The following is a 15,475-nucleotide window of genomic DNA, read 5'->3' on the forward strand; positions in this document are numbered from 1 at the left end:
ACGAAGTAGTTTCATTTTCTTCTCTTAATCGTTAATGATATTAAGTAATTAGCAGGAATGATGCCAATTATTTTTTGCTATCCTTTCGTTAAAAACTTCATCCATGAATTGTTTATTTTATCAACATCTTTGTATTTATTTTAAGTTTTTGGCTCATTAATGAATCAAGTGTTAATTATACGTTGTAGCATCGATGTCAGTAAAAGGATATTCCTAAAATTGAGAGCCTTATCAATTAAAATTACTTTTTGGATCAAGATCACAAATTGCCGCTTTTATTTTTTAAAACCATAATTATGGCAAAGAAAATTAGGAGTAAGAAAAAGGTGCATCCACTAATTTAGAGAGAAAGCATTGCTAGGGGCTTTACTCTTACTGAGATTCAAGACAATATGGTTTTATTGAAAACTGATTATTAGTCAGTTAATAGTGGCGAATCAATTTATTTACAGAGGAAGTAATGGCTGGAAACTCTATTGGACAACATTTTCGAGTAACAACATTTGGTGAAAGCCATGGTTTGGCATTAGGTTGCATTGTTGATGGCTGCCCTCCAGGGTTAGAATTAACAGAGGCAGATCTACAAATCGATTTAGATCGCCGTAAACCAGGAACATCAAAATATACAACTCAACGCCGTGAAGCGGATGAAGTTAAAATTCTATCGGGTGTTTTTGAAGGTAAAACGACAGGCACTTCAATTGGTTTATTGATTGAAAATACCGATCAACGCTCTAAAGACTATTCTGAAATTAAAGATAAGTTCCGTCCGGGACATGCAGATTATACTTACCATCAGAAATATGGACAACGCGATTATCGTGGTGGCGGTCGCTCATCAGCTCGTGAAACCGCGATGCGTGTAGCGGCGGGTGCTGTAGCAAAGAAATACTTAAAACAAGAGTTTGGTATTGAGATCCGCGCTTACTTATCACAAATGGGTGATGTTGCCATTGATTCTGTTGATTGGAATGAAATTGAAAACAACGCCTTCTTCTGTCCTGATGCGAGTAAAGTTGACGCCTTTGATGAGCTTATTCGTAAGCTAAAGAAAGAGGGTGATTCTATTGGTGCTAAAATTACCGTCGTAGCACAAGGTGTTCCGGTTGGTTTAGGTGAACCTGTATTTGATCGTTTAGACGCAGATGTTGCTCATGCTTTAATGGGAATCAACGCGGTTAAAGGCGTTGAGATTGGCGATGGCTTTGAAGTGGTTCAACAACGTGGTTCTGAGCATCGTGATCCATTAACACCTGAAGGTTTTAGTTCAAACCATGCGGGTGGTATTTTAGGTGGTATTTCATCTGGCCAAGATATTGTGGCTCACATTGCGTTAAAACCAACTTCTAGTATTACTGTTCCGGGTGAAACGATTACTCGTAGCGGTGAAAAAACAGAGCTAATTACGAAAGGACGTCATGATCCTTGTGTTGGTATCCGTGCGGTTCCGATTGCAGAAGCGATGTTAGCGATTGTGGTTATGGATCATCTAGTTCGTCATCGTGGACAGAACTTTGGCGTACAAACAGAAACGCCTAAGATTTAGTGGTAGGAGATAGGGACTAGTTTTTAGGGACGAGTTAAGAGCGGAAGAACCTTCCTCTACTATTAATAGACATAAATAAAAAGAGCCAGATTGAAGTTACATTCGATCTGGCTCTTTCTGTTTGTATTTGATATTTAGCTCTTCCTAGCCCCTAAGATCTCGTCCCTAGCCTCTTTAACGTTTATCACTTCTTAACGCTTTCAGGCTGATCTTCGGTAATATCTAAATGAAACACTGGTAAGCACCAACCAAATTTTACTGCTGCCATACGAGCAGAGAAACCGATAATAATGGTAGCGATAGTTGCGATCAATTCGCTGACATTAAAGTGTAATAATCCGATGTATAGAACAGAGGATAATAGTGATATAGACGCATACAGTTCTTTGTGCAATACCATTGGCATTTGGCGACAGAATAAATCACGTAATAAACCACCAAACACACCAGTGACGATAGCGGCAACCACACAAATTAATGGATGTAACCCCATATCTAATGCGACTTGAGAGCCGATAATACTAAAAACAATAAGACCAATTGCATCTAATAATACAAAGAAACGATGGTTTTTTGCTACCCATGGGCCAATCCATGTGGTTAATACGCCTGCTATGCAAGTGATAACAAGAAAATGTGGATTCTTCACCCAACCAACTGGATAGTGACCCAGCAAGATGTCACGCACAGTACCGCCACCAATTGCTGTTGCACTTGCCACCAGCATAACACCAAACCAATCCATTTTTTTCTTACCAGCGGCTAATGCACCTGTCATTGCTTCAGCTGTAATCCCAATAATATAAAGAATTGTTAATAACATTTTCTAATACCATACCGTGTCGTGTTGGTGAAATAATAAGGCAGGGATTTTATGAGATTAAATCAATAATGACGAATGAAAAAAACTATTCTGATTCTTTTCGGATTAGTTTTATTTATGCATATTGTCGAGGTTTGAGATCTTGGTTTGTGGGTTCTTATATTAAGGAATTTTTGATGTACGCCTCGACGAAGACTTTTAAACGTATTCTCAAGCTTATCAATACCTAATAAAACAAATAAAGCGAGTAAAGTAATTATGATTGATTGTTGAATGTAACCCAGTGCTATCATCATTCCTAATGCGGCTAAAACCCAAATGATGGCGGCAGAGGTAACGCCGTGGATTTTTTCATCGAGAGTCATCATTACTCCGGCACCAAGAAAGCCAATACCGGTAATGATTTGTCCAAGAACTCGTGCATGGTCAAGGGAATTAACAGATAAAGACATAGCCATAGCTAAGAAAAAATAAGTACCTGAAATAATTAAAATAGAGGTTCTTATTCCTACTGGTTTCCCTCTGGTTTGCCTTTCAATACCAATTAATAAACCGTTAAAAGCACAAGCTGAAATAGCAGTCCAAGAAAAAGGGCCTAAATCAAGTAATTGAGCAAGTTGCAAAGTGATGTCATTCACGGGTGGTGAAGATCCAGTAGAAGGAAAGAGATAATTATTGAGAATATCAGTGCACACTTTTTACAGATAATGAATAATTTTGAAACAGAGGATAAAAATTATTTATCTAGATAGGTCTTTGTCTTTGCTTCAGGTAGAATGTCGCCCTCTTTATTATTGCTAAGCTTTTCGTATGCCTCATCAATACTCAGATTTAATTTCTATATTTAATGCTACTTTTCTTGAGTCTTTTAATACTAAACTCGTATTAGGTGGCGATGAACCTATTTACTTACCTGCAGATAGTGAGTTTGATTATCATCGAATTATTTTTGCTCGTGGTTTTTATCAATCAGGTATGCATGAAATTGCGCATTGGTGTGTTGCTGGCCCTGAACGTCGGTTATTAGAAGATTTTGGTTATTGGTATGAACCAGACGGTCGAACTGAACAGGTTCAATCTGAGTTTGAGAAGGTGGAGATCCGTCCTCAAGCGTACGAATGGATCCTATCATTAAGTGCTGGTTTAAAATTTAATGTTAGTTGTGACAACTTAAATGGTGATTTCGAGCCAGATCGTTTAGCATTCATGGCTAAAGTAAATAATGAAGTGATGGGTATTTTAGATAATGGATTACCTCCACGTGTAGAAATGTTGTCAAATGCATTGCGTGAGTTTTATCAAATAGCCCCTCTAACGAAAAAACAATTTATTGTCCAATAGGAAAAAGATGATCATTGAATTTGAAGAAAAAATGCTTGAACTGATTGATGCTCGTATTGAAACAGCGTCGGATGATGAGCTATTTGCTGGCGGCTATTTAAGAGGCCACATTTCATTATCTGTTGCTAAGTGTGAAGAAGAAGGCATTGCTGATATTGAAGTTTTGAAAGTACGTATCAATGAAAGTCTTGACGCTGCAAAGTCAGAGTTATCTCCTACAGATCGCATTATTGTTGCCGATCTATGGGATGAACTGCAAAACGCTTAGAATTAGCAGTATCAAATTAGAAGAAAGGCAGGTCGATTGAGTCCTGCCTTTTTTATATCATCATTTTTTATTCGTTGTTAACTAACGTTTAAAGCCCGATATAGCATCTAGTTTGTCACGAAGCGAATACACCAATGAGGTTTGAGCCGATTGCTCTCTTATTACACCATTTGTATTTCCCCATACTGGTCCCGGCCAAGCGCAGTCTGTAGTAAAGCGAGCAATGTGGTGGATGTGAAGTTGAGAAACTAAATTTCCTAATGCACCAATGTTAATTTTATCTGGTGCAAAGTTATCTTCTAACAGTTGAGCTACCGCACTTGATTCTTGAATAAACTGAATTTGTTGTGCTTCTGTCATATGGTGTATTTCTTTTAATTCATTAATTCTTGGTACTAAAATTAACCAAGGGCCGATCTCTTCTTTAATCATTAATACTTTACATAAAGGAAGGTCACCTAAAATGATGCAGTCTTGTTCTAAACGGGGGTGTAATTGAAAAGCCATTCGTATTTCCTTGGTTTCTATCAGCAATGCTTTGTTATATCATAATCGGCTTATAATGAAGAATAAGTGAATCTATTCATGAGTGAAAAAGTCGATAAAAATGTATATAACCCAACTTTTCAGTGGGCGTTTCTCCATCCTAGATATTGGCTTACATGGTTAGGGGTTGGTTTCGCTGTTATTTTGGCGTTTGTTCCTTTTCGAGTACGTGACAAGTTAGCAGCAAAGATAGTTAAATTGGTACTTAAAAAGCCAAGTGGTGGGATTAAACGCGCTAAATTGAACATTGCGACTTGTTTTCCTGAGAAGTCAGAGCAAGAGCAACAAAAGTTACTAGAAGATACCTATATTACAGGGGCCCAAGTTATGCTTGGGTTCTCTGAGTTAATTGTTCGCAGTCGCAAACATAATGAAAATAGAGGTATTTTTGTTGGTGGCGAGAATTTATTCCCTCTTTTAGAGCAAAAAGAGAATATTATTATTCTTGCTCCCCATGCGTGGGCGATTGATTTTCCTGCGATCTTACTTGCGTCTCGTGGTTACCATGTGACGACTATGATGAAACCTCAGAAGAACCCAATTACTGATTGGCTAATGCATGTTCAGCGTATGCAGTATGGTGGTAAAATTTATGCTCGTAGTGCAGGAATTAAACCGTTAATTAAAGCAATTAGAGAAGGTTATTTAGCCTATTATTTACCAGATGAGGATCATGGACCACAAAATAGTGTATTCGTGCCTTTCTTTGCGACTCAAAAAGCGACATTAAAAGGTTTTGGTAAATTGGCTCGTTTATCAAAAGCGAAAGTGGTTCCAATGTTGCCATCTTATAATGCAGAAACAGGGCAGTTTGAAATTATTACTCTACCTGCGATTGCTGATTTTCCATCTGGTGATGAAGAAACCGATGCTCGTGCAATGAATATTGCAATTGAGCAGTTGGTTACTGAGCGTCCAGAGCAATATATGTGGGTACTTAATTTACTGCGCTCTCGTCCAGATGGTAGCCGTCTTTATTAAGATTGATAAAATGTAATTTTTATGAAGCTCACTTCACTTTGAAATGGGCTTTTTTTGTGTCTATTTATTTTTTTGATTTATATCAAACTTCGATCTTGGTCATTTAATCAATCTAAGTTTTTGTAAATGGTTAGGGTCTATTCAGATGCAGAGCGTATAATTATTTATGATCTCTGTTCTGTAACGCTCATAATGCTCTTTAGTGCTAAGTTGATACGATAAATGCCAAAATCACCCAATTTTCGTTTCTTTCAAGGTGGGATGTTAAAGCATCGCACAACACCTAAATTTTTAACTACACAAACTGATTACTATGCACTGCTTTTTCTATCTGCTTTAGTTGGTGGTATTGCGGGTTCTGTTGTGGCTTTATTTGAAGCTTCAATCCGTTTGATTTCAGAACAACGTCTACACTTCATTCATAGCTTTCCTTATTCAGAATATCTAGCTCCAGTTGCCGCTGTACTCGCTGGGGCTGCAATGGCCGCTTTGGGTTTTTGGCTTACGTTTAAGTTTGCACCAGAAACAGCGGGTAGTGGTATTCCTCATATTGAAGGGGCATTGGATGGTACTCAGGAAATTCGTTGGGCGAGGGTGCTACCTGTTAAATTTATTGCAGGGACGCTAACTATTGCTTCAGGAATGGTACTTGGTCGTGAAGGGCCATCAATTCAAATTGGTGGTACTGTAGGGCGAATGATTGCAAGTAAAGGAAAACGATTTAGTCATTCTTCTCATATATTAACAGCAGCTGGTGCAGCAGCAGGTTTAGCCGCTGCATTTAATGCACCTTTAGCGGGGATCTTGTTTGTAGTTGAAGAGATGCGACCTCAATTTAGATATAACATTACATCTATTAAGTGTGTGACATTAGCGACTGCCGTTGCAACCATTGTTATGCGTTCCTTACATGGGCAAGAAGCATTTTTAACTATTCCAAGCTTTGAGGTTCCTCCACTTCGTTCTCTAATATTATTTGCGATTCTGGGTATTATATTTGGCATTATTGGGGTTAACTTTAATAAATGGATTCTAAAAGGAACAAGTAAAGTAAAACAAATTCATCAGAATAAGTTGTCTCGTATCGTATTGATGGGCGCGGCGTTTGGTGGCACTTTTGCTTTGCTGCATTTAGTTATTCCAGAATTATCTGGTAGTGGCATGGAAATAATTACTGAGATGTTTTATAGCCCAATGGCTTGGGTGCTTATGGTTGGTTTCTTTGTTTTACGAGTCGTGGTGACGGTCGCCTGTTTCTCATCGGGAGCACCGGGCGGTATTTTTGCTCCGATGTTGGCATTAGGTACTTTACTTGGTCTATCTTATGGTGTCGTAATGTCAACTTGGTTCCCTGGCTGGATATCAAGCCCTGGAGTCTATGCGATTGCCGGGATGGGGGCGTTATTTGCTGCAACAGTGAGAGCGCCTGTGACTGGTGTAATTCTTGTTGTAGAGATGACCAATAATTATCAATTGATATTGCCTTTACTTGTTACAACACTAGGCGCTACTTTTATTGCTCAGGCGTTAGGTGGACAACCTTTATATTCTGCTTTATTGAAGCAATCTTCACTTAAAGACAAAGAGTTGAGGACAGATCGCCAAGCCCCTTTAAAAGATGTAACTCAAGATTAGTTGAGTTGATAAAAGGTCGATAGCAACTCCATCAGAAATTACTCTCCCCATGGTGTAACTTGCTGCTATATTTAATGAATATGGCAGTGAGTATCCAATTTCAACGCCATAAGATAATCCGACTTCCTTTATTGATTTTTCACCAGAGATTGTTGTTTGTAAGGTTGTTCCGTTTGTATTCGTTTGAGATAAACTATCAACCATTAAATCTAAAGAATATTGATGAACGCCAAGGATACTTGCTAAATAGAAATCAGAATCAAAAAGATAAGATTGATATTTTAAGTTCATGCCTATAGAACTCGCATCTATTTCTACATTATCATAGCCAAAATTATCGGTTAAATGATGTTCATAGCTCCCTATCTTGCTGTACTCTAACTCAACAACGAGATTGTAATTTGGCGCTAATACAAACGGATAACCGATCTTTATGAACGCCCCCTTTTCTAAATCAATTTCAGCCCCATTTAATGTTAATGATGATTTTTCTAATCCAGAGGATAGGTAAACATTATCCAGCTTAGCGAAACTATAATTAGAAATAAGCAGCAACGTACAAATAAGTAAACACTTCATAAGATTCATCCATATTGATTAATATGTAAGTATCAGACCAGACAATATCTCTCCTCGTTGTTCTCTCGGAGTTCGATAAAATGGTGTTTTATCGGTGTATTGTGATCTACATCAAGTTTTACGCTGCGTTTTTATATTGTAGGCAGGAATGGACGAAAAGTGAGAGCAAGATAGAAGGGGGATTGGTGTTTTTTATAAAAATGCCAAATAACTTGTTATTAATTAAATAGTTATCTGGCGTCTTATTTTTGAGACTTGCTATTTACTTTTTATAAACTCTAATCGTAAAGTCTGCTTTGCAGTTAAAAGAAGCTTTATTTTTAAGTTCAGTTTTGAACTCAGCTGTTGCTTTCCATGCAAAAGGTGTCATGTCTAATAAGTGTAATGCTTCTTGACCATTTAAATGCATATCGTAAGTTAATTTCTTCTCTTCAATAAGCTTAAAGCCTGTGAGTTCCTCTGCTGTTTCATCATGTAAGCGAACATCACCATATACACCTTCACGTAATTCATACAAGTGATGACTTGCTGGCGTTACCGTAAATAAGTATCCACATTCTTTAATTGTGCGGTGGAGTTCTTCTGCTTTACATGGTGCATAAATACGCACGATGCCATCTAAGCTTTCGTCAGAAAAGGGTAAGCGGTGACTAGAAGCAACGCTAAATTGGCAATTAAGATAGCGTTTAGCTGCATATTTAACTGCTACCTTTGAAATATCAAGCCCAAAGACGGTTGCGCCTTCGCCACTTAATTGTTCTGCAATTTTAGAGGTGTAGTAACCTTCTCCACAACCAATATCTAATAGATTGGTTGAGCTATTGGTTACGTAATGCTGACATAAATCTGCAACTTGTTGTTGCATCGGTTGGTAATGTCCTGCTTCTAGAAATGCACGTCTTGCTTGCATCATTTCTTTATTATCGCCTGGATTTTTAGAACGTTTATGATGAGCAGGCATCAGGTTTACATAACCTTCTTTCGCGTTATCAAACTGATGGTTGTTTTCACAACGATATTGGTTGCTAGTAAGGTGCAACTCGGATTGACATAAAGGGCATTGATAAGACATAACCAGACCTGAAATTAGATTAGGGCTGCAGTGTACTTCTTCATTTCTAGAATAAAAAGACCCGCCAATAAAAAATCTACTCGTCTATTTATTTTTTATCTCAAAATTAATAATGTGATTCACTTCAAATCTTCATTCTAATAGAAGCTAACAAGACCTTTTTTGTTATCAATTTGTAGTGATCAATATCACCTAAATTGTTAATTATAGACTCAAAAAATGTGATCTTGAGTATTTCTAGGTGTAAAAAGGTAAATTTAAAATTTGATGTAAATGCAATAACATTATGATTTTAATATCTTTATACTTTTTTATAAAGGCTGTTTTTGAACTTGGTCAAACTATGAATGAGCTTTATTTTTTAGAGCGAATTAATAGGGCATGATTTGTCTCAACGGATTCAGATAAATATGTATGGATTACAAGTATTCTTGAGTTTGGCGGCTAAACAAGTAGAACAGCTAAACCAAAATAAGTTCAAAAATATAGGGCGTATAACATGAAAAAGACACTTTTAGCACTAGCAGTACCAGCACTTTTAATGGCAGGTTCAGCTTCAGCAGCAACGGTATATACAGCAGAAGATGGTTCGACAATTGATGTGTATAGCCGTTTAGGTTTCAATATTACAGATCGTAATGATGATGGCGATTCTGTTGGTAATTTTGATGCTCGTATCGGTTTGGGTGGTTCTCAAGTTGTTAATGATCAAGTATCTGTTATTGGTTGGGCTGAATATCAAGTAAACGCAGCTGAAGCTCGCGGTAATGGTGATTGGTCTCCTCGATACGTATGGGCTGGTATTGATGCATCAGAAGCAGGTAAAGTGACATTTGGTCGTGTAGCCTCTGGCGTTATCATGCTTTCTGATATTGGTGATGTATTTGCCGCGTCTGATGTGGTTCTGGGTCGTCAATTACAGTTAGTTGATAATTCATCTTCTCAAACTTTCCGTCAAGATGGCACAATCCAATATCAAAATAGTTTTGGTGCGTTTGATATGTCGGTTGCATACATTCTTGGTAACACAGATTCAGATCAAGATGGTTCTTACAATGCAGTAGGTCGTTATACGTTTGATTTAGGTGATGCTGGTACATTAGCGCCTGTATTAGCATATCAAGCAAACAGTACTGGTGATAATGCGGCAAACCCTGATGCTGATTACACATTCTGGGGTGCAGGTCTTCAGTACAAATTAAACGCTTTGACACTTGGTGCAATGTATAACCAAGATGAAATTGAAGGCGTTTACTCTGATAAGTCGACAGATAAGAGCTATGAATTAACAGCTGTATACGATATCAATGATGATTGGACTGCACGTATGGGCTACCGTTCATTAGAAAACAGCGGCGGTGATGAAGCGGAATACAAAGATACAACGTTTGAAGTTCAATACCACTTAACGGCTCGTTCTTCTATCTATACAAGTTACGTAATGCGTGATGGTGACAACGGTAATGCAACGACAGCTGGTGCAGTAATGACTGATTGGAACAATGCTGAAGAAGATTACTACCACCTAGGTCTTCGCTATGAATTCTAATCTGACCAATAATGTTGATATTGCTGTTAATCTATAAGGGTGGATTCTTAGTTAACTATCAATCAGGTTAGAAAATCAAAATCCTCACTGATCCGTCAGTGGGGATTTTTTCTTTTAGATAGGCATGAAACACTTGAATTGCAGGCATAAAAAATCCCCGACAGAGTGCGAGGATTTTAAATAGATTATTTATGCTTACTCTGATTTATATAGAAATTAAGCGTTAAAGATTTGCGCCATTTCAGTTGAGCATAAGTGATATTGGCGTGGACAATTGCGCCATGTTGTTAGCATACGACGATATTTATCAGTCATAGGCATCTGGCTGTTGAAGTGATGGTCTGCTTTATCAAACTGAGAGTATAAACCTTCAGAATTTGTTAAGAAGCGAACGTAATTCACTTGCTGTGCTTCTGTTGCAATATCAAAGCCTAAAAATTGAAGACGACGGGCATCAACTTTTGCTTGGCATTCAGGCACTAACATATTGTAAGACTCTTGCATTGCGTGATACATCTCCATGAAGTCGATGATTTCACGACATTCTGTTTCTGTTATACAACCAAAGTCTTTATCTAATTCACGAATTTGCAGTTCATAACCACGTTCAACAATCAGTTGTTGGCGTTTATATTTTTCTGCATTTGCAGGATCCATTTGTGACATTAAGTAGTACTGATTTGAAAGAATCAAGCGTTGAGCATTAGTCATATCCATCAGGATAACCTCAAAAATTATAAGTAAATTTGTATAAAAAGTTGAAGCTAGATTAACAGTAAATGTAGCACATAGAATATGATCTATATTAAGTTATGTGATCTTAGCTTAGTCCTGTTATGTTTCCATCTGTATCAATGTCTAAATTCATAAATGCAGGTTTTTCTGGTAAACCAGGCATCGTCATTACGTTGCCACATAGTGCATAAATAAAGCCAGCTCCTGCACACAATTTTAATTCGCGTATTGGCACGATAAAGTCGGTTGGTGCACCTTTGATATTACCGTCAGTAGAGATAGATGCTGGTGTTTTTGCCATACATACAGACAATGATTGGTAACCTAGTTTTTCAAACTGCTCCAATTGTTGCTGTGCTTTTTCAGATAATTCAATACGTTCTGCACCGTATCCTTGAATGGCAACCGCGGTTAATTTATCAAATAAGCTCATTTCTGGGGTATATAAAGGGGTAAATGTTGTGTTCTTTTCACAAGCTAAGACGACTTTTTTAGCTAGCTCTAATGCACCTTCACCACCTTTAACAAAGGCTTCACTGATCGCAACGTCAACATTCATGTGATTCGATAATGTTGAAACCCAATCTTTTAAGAAACTTAATTCTTCTTGGGTGTCTTCTGGGAATCGATTGATAGCAACAACAACAGGTAAACCGTATTTAGCACAATTAGCAATGTGCCATTGTAGGTTAGTCAATCCAGCATTTAGTGCGTCTTGGTTTGGTATGAATAGAGCCTTTGGTAAAGCTTGTCCTGGAGATAGTGGGAATAATCCAGAGTTTGCTTTAATACCGCGTAACGTCGCAACAAGTACGGCACAATCAGGCGCTTTTCCTGATAAAGGAGCTTTAATATTACAGGCTTTCTCTAGGCCCATATCTGAGCCAAAACCACCTTCGGTCACTGTATAATTTGTTAATTTTAATGCGATGTTATCGGCAATAATCGACGAGTTACCGTGAGCGATGTTAGCAAAAGGACCTGAGTGAACAAAGGTAGGTACGCCTTCTAATGTTTGCATCAGAGTCGGATTAATTGCAAACTTCATCGTGACAGTCATTGCACCAGCAACTTGCAGGTCTTCAGTTGTTACGGGGTCTCCATCAAAGTTATAAGCAACCACAATTCGCCCAATACGTTGACGTAAATCTTGAAGATCGGCCGCTAAGGCTAGAATCGCCATGAGCTCAGAAGCGGCGGTAATATCAAAGCCATCCTCACGTTGGTAGCCGTTAATCGTTTTTCCGTCTTCATTTTTGCCAATAGTGACCATACGAAGTGCACGATCGTTATGGTCCATTACACGCTTCCACACCACTTGAGATGGGTCAATTCGTAAAGCGGGTAAATCATTCTTTTGAGCGAATTCTTCATAACCTAAACGTTGTTCGTGATAGATACGAGCATCAATAGCAGCAGAAGCTAGGTTGTGTGCAGCAGTAATCGCGTGAATGTCACCAGTTAAGTGAAGGTTTAACTCTTCCATTGGTGCTACTTGACTGTAACCACCACCAGCAGCTCCGCCTTTTACCCCAAATACAGGCCCCATTGACGGTTGACGAATGCATGCGCTAACTGATTTTCCTAATTTAGCAAGACCTTGTGCTAAACCAATAGTTGTTACTGTTTTTCCTTCACCAAGAGGGGTCGGGGTAATTGCACTAACAAGGATTAATTTACCATTTGGTTTGTTTTCAAGGTGTTTTAAAGCATCGATATTGACCTTTGCCTTGTAACGACCTTGTGGGGTAATGTCATCATCATGCAGCCCTAAGTTTGACGCAATCGTTTTCATTCTTGTAAGTGTCGCAGTTTGGCAGATCTCAATATCGCTTTTCATAATAACGGGAGCCTTTAGGAAAGAGTTAAAACATCAGAAAAGAAGCGCTTGTTTTATACCACATAAATGGGGAGATACAGAATCAATTCCCTAAAAATAGTCTTTATTTAACAAGAATCGTTATCATCTGTGATCAAAGAGTATGAACAAGGTTTAAGAATAGGTTAATGATTTGTGATATGTTTATTGGTGAATTTACCGTTAGAAGTGAGCAGGGTAAAGGTACATTGATGACCGTTTACTTACCAAAAGAGTTGCACTAATACCTAGTTAAATAGGAATAAAGCGACCTAAAAAATAAACAAAAGGATATTGTGTGAGCAGTCAAATCAGTATTGTGATTGTCGAGGACGACATAGGAATTGCAGAAATACACCGACGTAATTTAGATAAAATTAACGCGGTAGAGGTGATTGGCATTGCTGCCAGTAAAGGAAGAGGCAATGATCTTATTTGATGTGTTAAGCCCTGATTTAGTCTTGTTGGATATTTATCTTCCTGATGGAAATGGTCTTGAGATATTACGAGAGTTACGTCAGAAAGAATCGTCACCCGATGTCATTTTAATTACCGCCGATAGAGATGTGAATACGCTACAAGAAGCGATGCGTGGTGGTGTGATAGATTATTTATTAAAGCCGTGATCTTTAGTCGATTAGAAGAATCAATAAATAAGTATTTAAGTCAAAAGCAACAATTCATAAATCGAGTTGATATTGATCAATCCATGGTTGATGCGATGTTGAATTCCACTGGAACAGCTACCATATCAAGGTTACCAAAAGGTATTGATGGCGTGACGTTAGAAAAAGTTCGTCAATTGTTTATTAATGAAAAACAACTAACGGCAGATTAAGCTGGTGAGTTAATTGGCGCAAGTTGAACCACAGCTCGTCGTTATTTAGAATATTTGATTAGCTCTGGAGAATTGAGTGCAGACTTGTCTTATGGCAATGTTGGGCGACCAGAGCTAACCTATTTTAAAACATAGTATTGTGAAAAGTAGGATTGTTTATGAAAGGTAATGCACCATGACACCAGCAACGAAATTATTAAAGAAAGCAAAAATAGAACATCAGGTGCTTGAGTATCATCATGATCCTAAAGCTCAAGCGTATGGATTAGAAGCCGCAGAGAAATTAAATTTACCTCATGAAGAGGTATTTAAAACCTTAGTAGTTCAAGTTGATGAAAAAGAGTTGGTTGTCGGTGTTATTCCTGTAGCGGATCATTTAAGTATGAAATTAATTGCTAAAGCTGCCGGTGGAAAAAAAGCGAAAATGGCGGATCCTACTCTAGTGCAAAAAACGACAGGGTATGTGATGGGCGGAGTAAGTCCAATTGGACAAAAGAAGCGCTTAAAAACGGTGATTGATATCAGTGCTGAATTACATAAAACCATATATGTTAGTGGTGGTAAAAGAGGTTTGGATATAGGGTTTGCACCAAAAGATTTACAACAAGTATTAAACGCACAATTTATGGATATTAAAGCAGAATAATAGTCGCGCGGGTTGGTATTATTTGGCAGGGAGAATGGCTGTGAGTAAAAAAACAGTATCACTGGTTTTAGGCAGTGGTGGAGCAAGGGGGCTTGCTCATATTGGTGTTATTCGTTGGTTAGAAGAGCATGATTTTGAGATTGTCTCTGTATCTGGCTGCTCGATTGGTACTGTTATTGGTGGTGTGTATGCAGCCGGAAAACTCGATGAATTTGAAGCGTGGATGCGAACCATAACAAAATTAGACATTGTCTCTTTAATGGATTTTAACTGGGGTAAAGGTGGGCTAATTAAAGGTGAGAAAGTCATGAATCGTCTGGGGCATATTCTAGGTGACTTGAAAATTGAAGATCTTGCTATTCCTTATACAGCTGTTGCCGCAGATATCAGTAATGAAAAAGAAGTCTGGTTACAGAAAGGTTCATTATTACAAGCGATTAGAGCATCTATTTCGTTACCTTTATATTTAATGCCGATAGAATTTAATGGTAAAACATTAATTGACGGTGGTGTATTAAACCCTGTCCCTATTGCCCCTACGTTTGGAGACCATTCAGATATTACCTTAGCGGTAAACCTTGCTGGTGAACTCACGCATAAACTCGATGATTTTAAAGAAGTTAACGTTGATATATCAGACAGTGAATCAGAAGAGGAAACGTCTTTTCATCGAAAGATCAGTGATTATTTTGGTTCCTTGACGGCAAAAACTTCGAGAATTGATTTAGGTATGTACGATATTGCAAATCAAGCATTTGATGCGATGCAAAGTACCATTGCAAGACAAAAGCTTGCGGCTTACCCGCCTGATATTACCGTTGAAATAGTAAGAGATGCGTGTGGAACGTTTGAATTTGAACGCACTGCAGAGATGATTGATTTAGGGTATGAAAGAGCAGAGCATGCATTAAAACATCTGTTATAAATCTTCTTAATCAACACATAGATACAAAAATGCCCATACTTTTCACTTCTCTTTTTAGTAAAAAGTATGGGCGTTTTTTAATTTAGTGGTCTAATACCAATCGTAGTAAATAATTGCGCTTTGTTCTCAAGCA

Annotated in this window: 15 protein-coding genes and 1 pseudogene; 9 read left to right on the forward strand and 7 right to left on the reverse strand. The window is 38.0% G+C overall.

The features are described 5' to 3' along the window. The first annotated feature begins 460 nt into the window (after window positions 1-460). Window positions 461-1,546: a chorismate synthase gene (gene aroC / locus AC2IP4_RS03725; protein ID WP_105055178.1), complete on the forward strand. Its 1,086-nt coding sequence runs from the start codon at window positions 461-463 to the stop codon at window positions 1,544-1,546. Window positions 1,547-1,730: 184 nt separating this feature from the next. Here aroC and AC2IP4_RS03730 read toward each other — a convergent pair whose 3' ends face one another. Both AC2IP4_RS03730 and AC2IP4_RS03735 read right to left on the reverse strand, forming a co-directional pair. Continuing rightward, window positions 1,731-2,369: a trimeric intracellular cation channel family protein gene (locus AC2IP4_RS03730; RefSeq protein ID WP_105055177.1), complete on the reverse strand. Its 639-nt coding sequence runs from the start codon at window positions 2,367-2,369 to the stop codon at window positions 1,731-1,733. Window positions 2,370-2,431: 62 nt separating this feature from the next. After that, the gene (locus AC2IP4_RS03735; RefSeq protein ID WP_375320980.1) at window positions 2,432-3,007 is read right to left on the reverse strand and encodes an MgtC/SapB family protein; all 576 of its coding nucleotides are present in this window, start codon (window positions 3,005-3,007) and stop codon (window positions 2,432-2,434) included. Between the two features lie 172 nt (window positions 3,008-3,179). On the opposite strand from AC2IP4_RS03735, the gene AC2IP4_RS03740 reads away from it, so the two are divergent. Both AC2IP4_RS03740 and AC2IP4_RS03745 read left to right on the forward strand, forming a co-directional pair. Further along, on the forward strand, window positions 3,180-3,710 hold the full coding sequence (locus AC2IP4_RS03740; protein WP_375320979.1) for an elongation factor P hydroxylase: 531 nt from the start codon (window positions 3,180-3,182) through the stop codon (window positions 3,708-3,710). 7 nt (window positions 3,711-3,717) lie between these two features. Then, the gene (locus AC2IP4_RS03745; RefSeq protein ID WP_375320978.1) at window positions 3,718-3,978 is read left to right on the forward strand and encodes a YfcL family protein; all 261 of its coding nucleotides are present in this window, start codon (window positions 3,718-3,720) and stop codon (window positions 3,976-3,978) included. Window positions 3,979-4,059: 81 nt separating this feature from the next. On the opposite strand, the gene AC2IP4_RS03750 is transcribed toward AC2IP4_RS03745, so the two are convergent. Then, window positions 4,060-4,485, reverse strand: coding sequence for an HIT domain-containing protein (locus AC2IP4_RS03750; protein WP_486306667.1), 426 nt, complete (start codon window positions 4,483-4,485; stop codon window positions 4,060-4,062). 78 nt (window positions 4,486-4,563) lie between these two features. Between AC2IP4_RS03750 and lpxM the strand changes: the two genes are divergently transcribed. Further along, window positions 4,564-5,505 carry a lauroyl-Kdo(2)-lipid IV(A) myristoyltransferase gene (gene lpxM, locus AC2IP4_RS03755; protein WP_105055172.1) on the forward strand — a complete coding sequence of 314 codons (942 nt, stop codon included), beginning with the start codon at window positions 4,564-4,566 and terminating at the stop codon, window positions 5,503-5,505. Between the two features lie 222 nt (window positions 5,506-5,727). Continuing rightward, window positions 5,728-7,140 carry a H(+)/Cl(-) exchange transporter ClcA gene (gene clcA, locus AC2IP4_RS03760; RefSeq protein ID WP_105055171.1) on the forward strand — a complete coding sequence of 471 codons (1,413 nt, stop codon included), beginning with the start codon at window positions 5,728-5,730 and terminating at the stop codon, window positions 7,138-7,140. On the opposite strand, the gene AC2IP4_RS03765 is transcribed toward clcA, so the two are convergent. Next, complete coding sequence (locus AC2IP4_RS03765; RefSeq protein WP_181044584.1) at window positions 7,117-7,719, reverse strand: outer membrane beta-barrel protein; 603 nt, start codon at window positions 7,717-7,719, stop codon at window positions 7,117-7,119. The two genes, clcA and AC2IP4_RS03765, sit on opposite strands and share 24 nt — an antisense overlap. Window positions 7,720-7,981: 262 nt before the next feature. Further along, the gene (rlmA, locus tag AC2IP4_RS03770) at window positions 7,982-8,791 is read right to left on the reverse strand and encodes a 23S rRNA (guanine(745)-N(1))-methyltransferase (RefSeq protein WP_375320976.1); all 810 of its coding nucleotides are present in this window, start codon (window positions 8,789-8,791) and stop codon (window positions 7,982-7,984) included. 499 nt (window positions 8,792-9,290) lie between these two features. On the opposite strand from rlmA, the gene AC2IP4_RS03775 reads away from it, so the two are divergent. Then, window positions 9,291-10,340, forward strand: a complete 1,050-nt coding sequence (locus tag AC2IP4_RS03775; protein ID WP_375320975.1) for a porin — start codon at window positions 9,291-9,293, stop codon at window positions 10,338-10,340. Between the two features lie 216 nt (window positions 10,341-10,556). Here AC2IP4_RS03775 and AC2IP4_RS03780 read toward each other — a convergent pair whose 3' ends face one another. Both AC2IP4_RS03780 and AC2IP4_RS03785 read right to left on the reverse strand, forming a co-directional pair. Beyond that, complete coding sequence (locus tag AC2IP4_RS03780) at window positions 10,557-11,057, reverse strand: YfbU family protein (RefSeq protein ID WP_105055167.1); 501 nt, start codon at window positions 11,055-11,057, stop codon at window positions 10,557-10,559. Between the two features lie 103 nt (window positions 11,058-11,160). Next, the gene (locus AC2IP4_RS03785) at window positions 11,161-12,915 is read right to left on the reverse strand and encodes a formate--tetrahydrofolate ligase (RefSeq protein WP_375320974.1); all 1,755 of its coding nucleotides are present in this window, start codon (window positions 12,913-12,915) and stop codon (window positions 11,161-11,163) included. A 316-nt stretch (window positions 12,916-13,231) separates the two neighbouring features. Here AC2IP4_RS03785 and AC2IP4_RS03790 point away from each other — a divergent pair. The 3 genes and pseudogenes from AC2IP4_RS03790 to AC2IP4_RS03800 all read left to right on the forward strand — a co-directional run bounded on the left by AC2IP4_RS03790 (window position 13,232) and on the right by AC2IP4_RS03800 (window position 15,342). Further along, window positions 13,232-13,906, forward strand: a pseudogene (locus AC2IP4_RS03790) (response regulator). Window positions 13,907-13,946: 40 nt separating this feature from the next. Then, window positions 13,947-14,417: a Cys-tRNA(Pro) deacylase gene (gene ybaK / locus AC2IP4_RS03795; RefSeq protein ID WP_486306665.1), complete on the forward strand. Its 471-nt coding sequence runs from the start codon at window positions 13,947-13,949 to the stop codon at window positions 14,415-14,417. 34 nt (window positions 14,418-14,451) lie between these two features. Further along, window positions 14,452-15,342 carry a patatin-like phospholipase family protein gene (locus AC2IP4_RS03800; RefSeq protein WP_375320972.1) on the forward strand — a complete coding sequence of 297 codons (891 nt, stop codon included), beginning with the start codon at window positions 14,452-14,454 and terminating at the stop codon, window positions 15,340-15,342. The last annotated feature ends 133 nt before the right edge of the window (window positions 15,343-15,475 follow it).

This window comes from Aliivibrio thorii, from assembly GCF_057368585.1.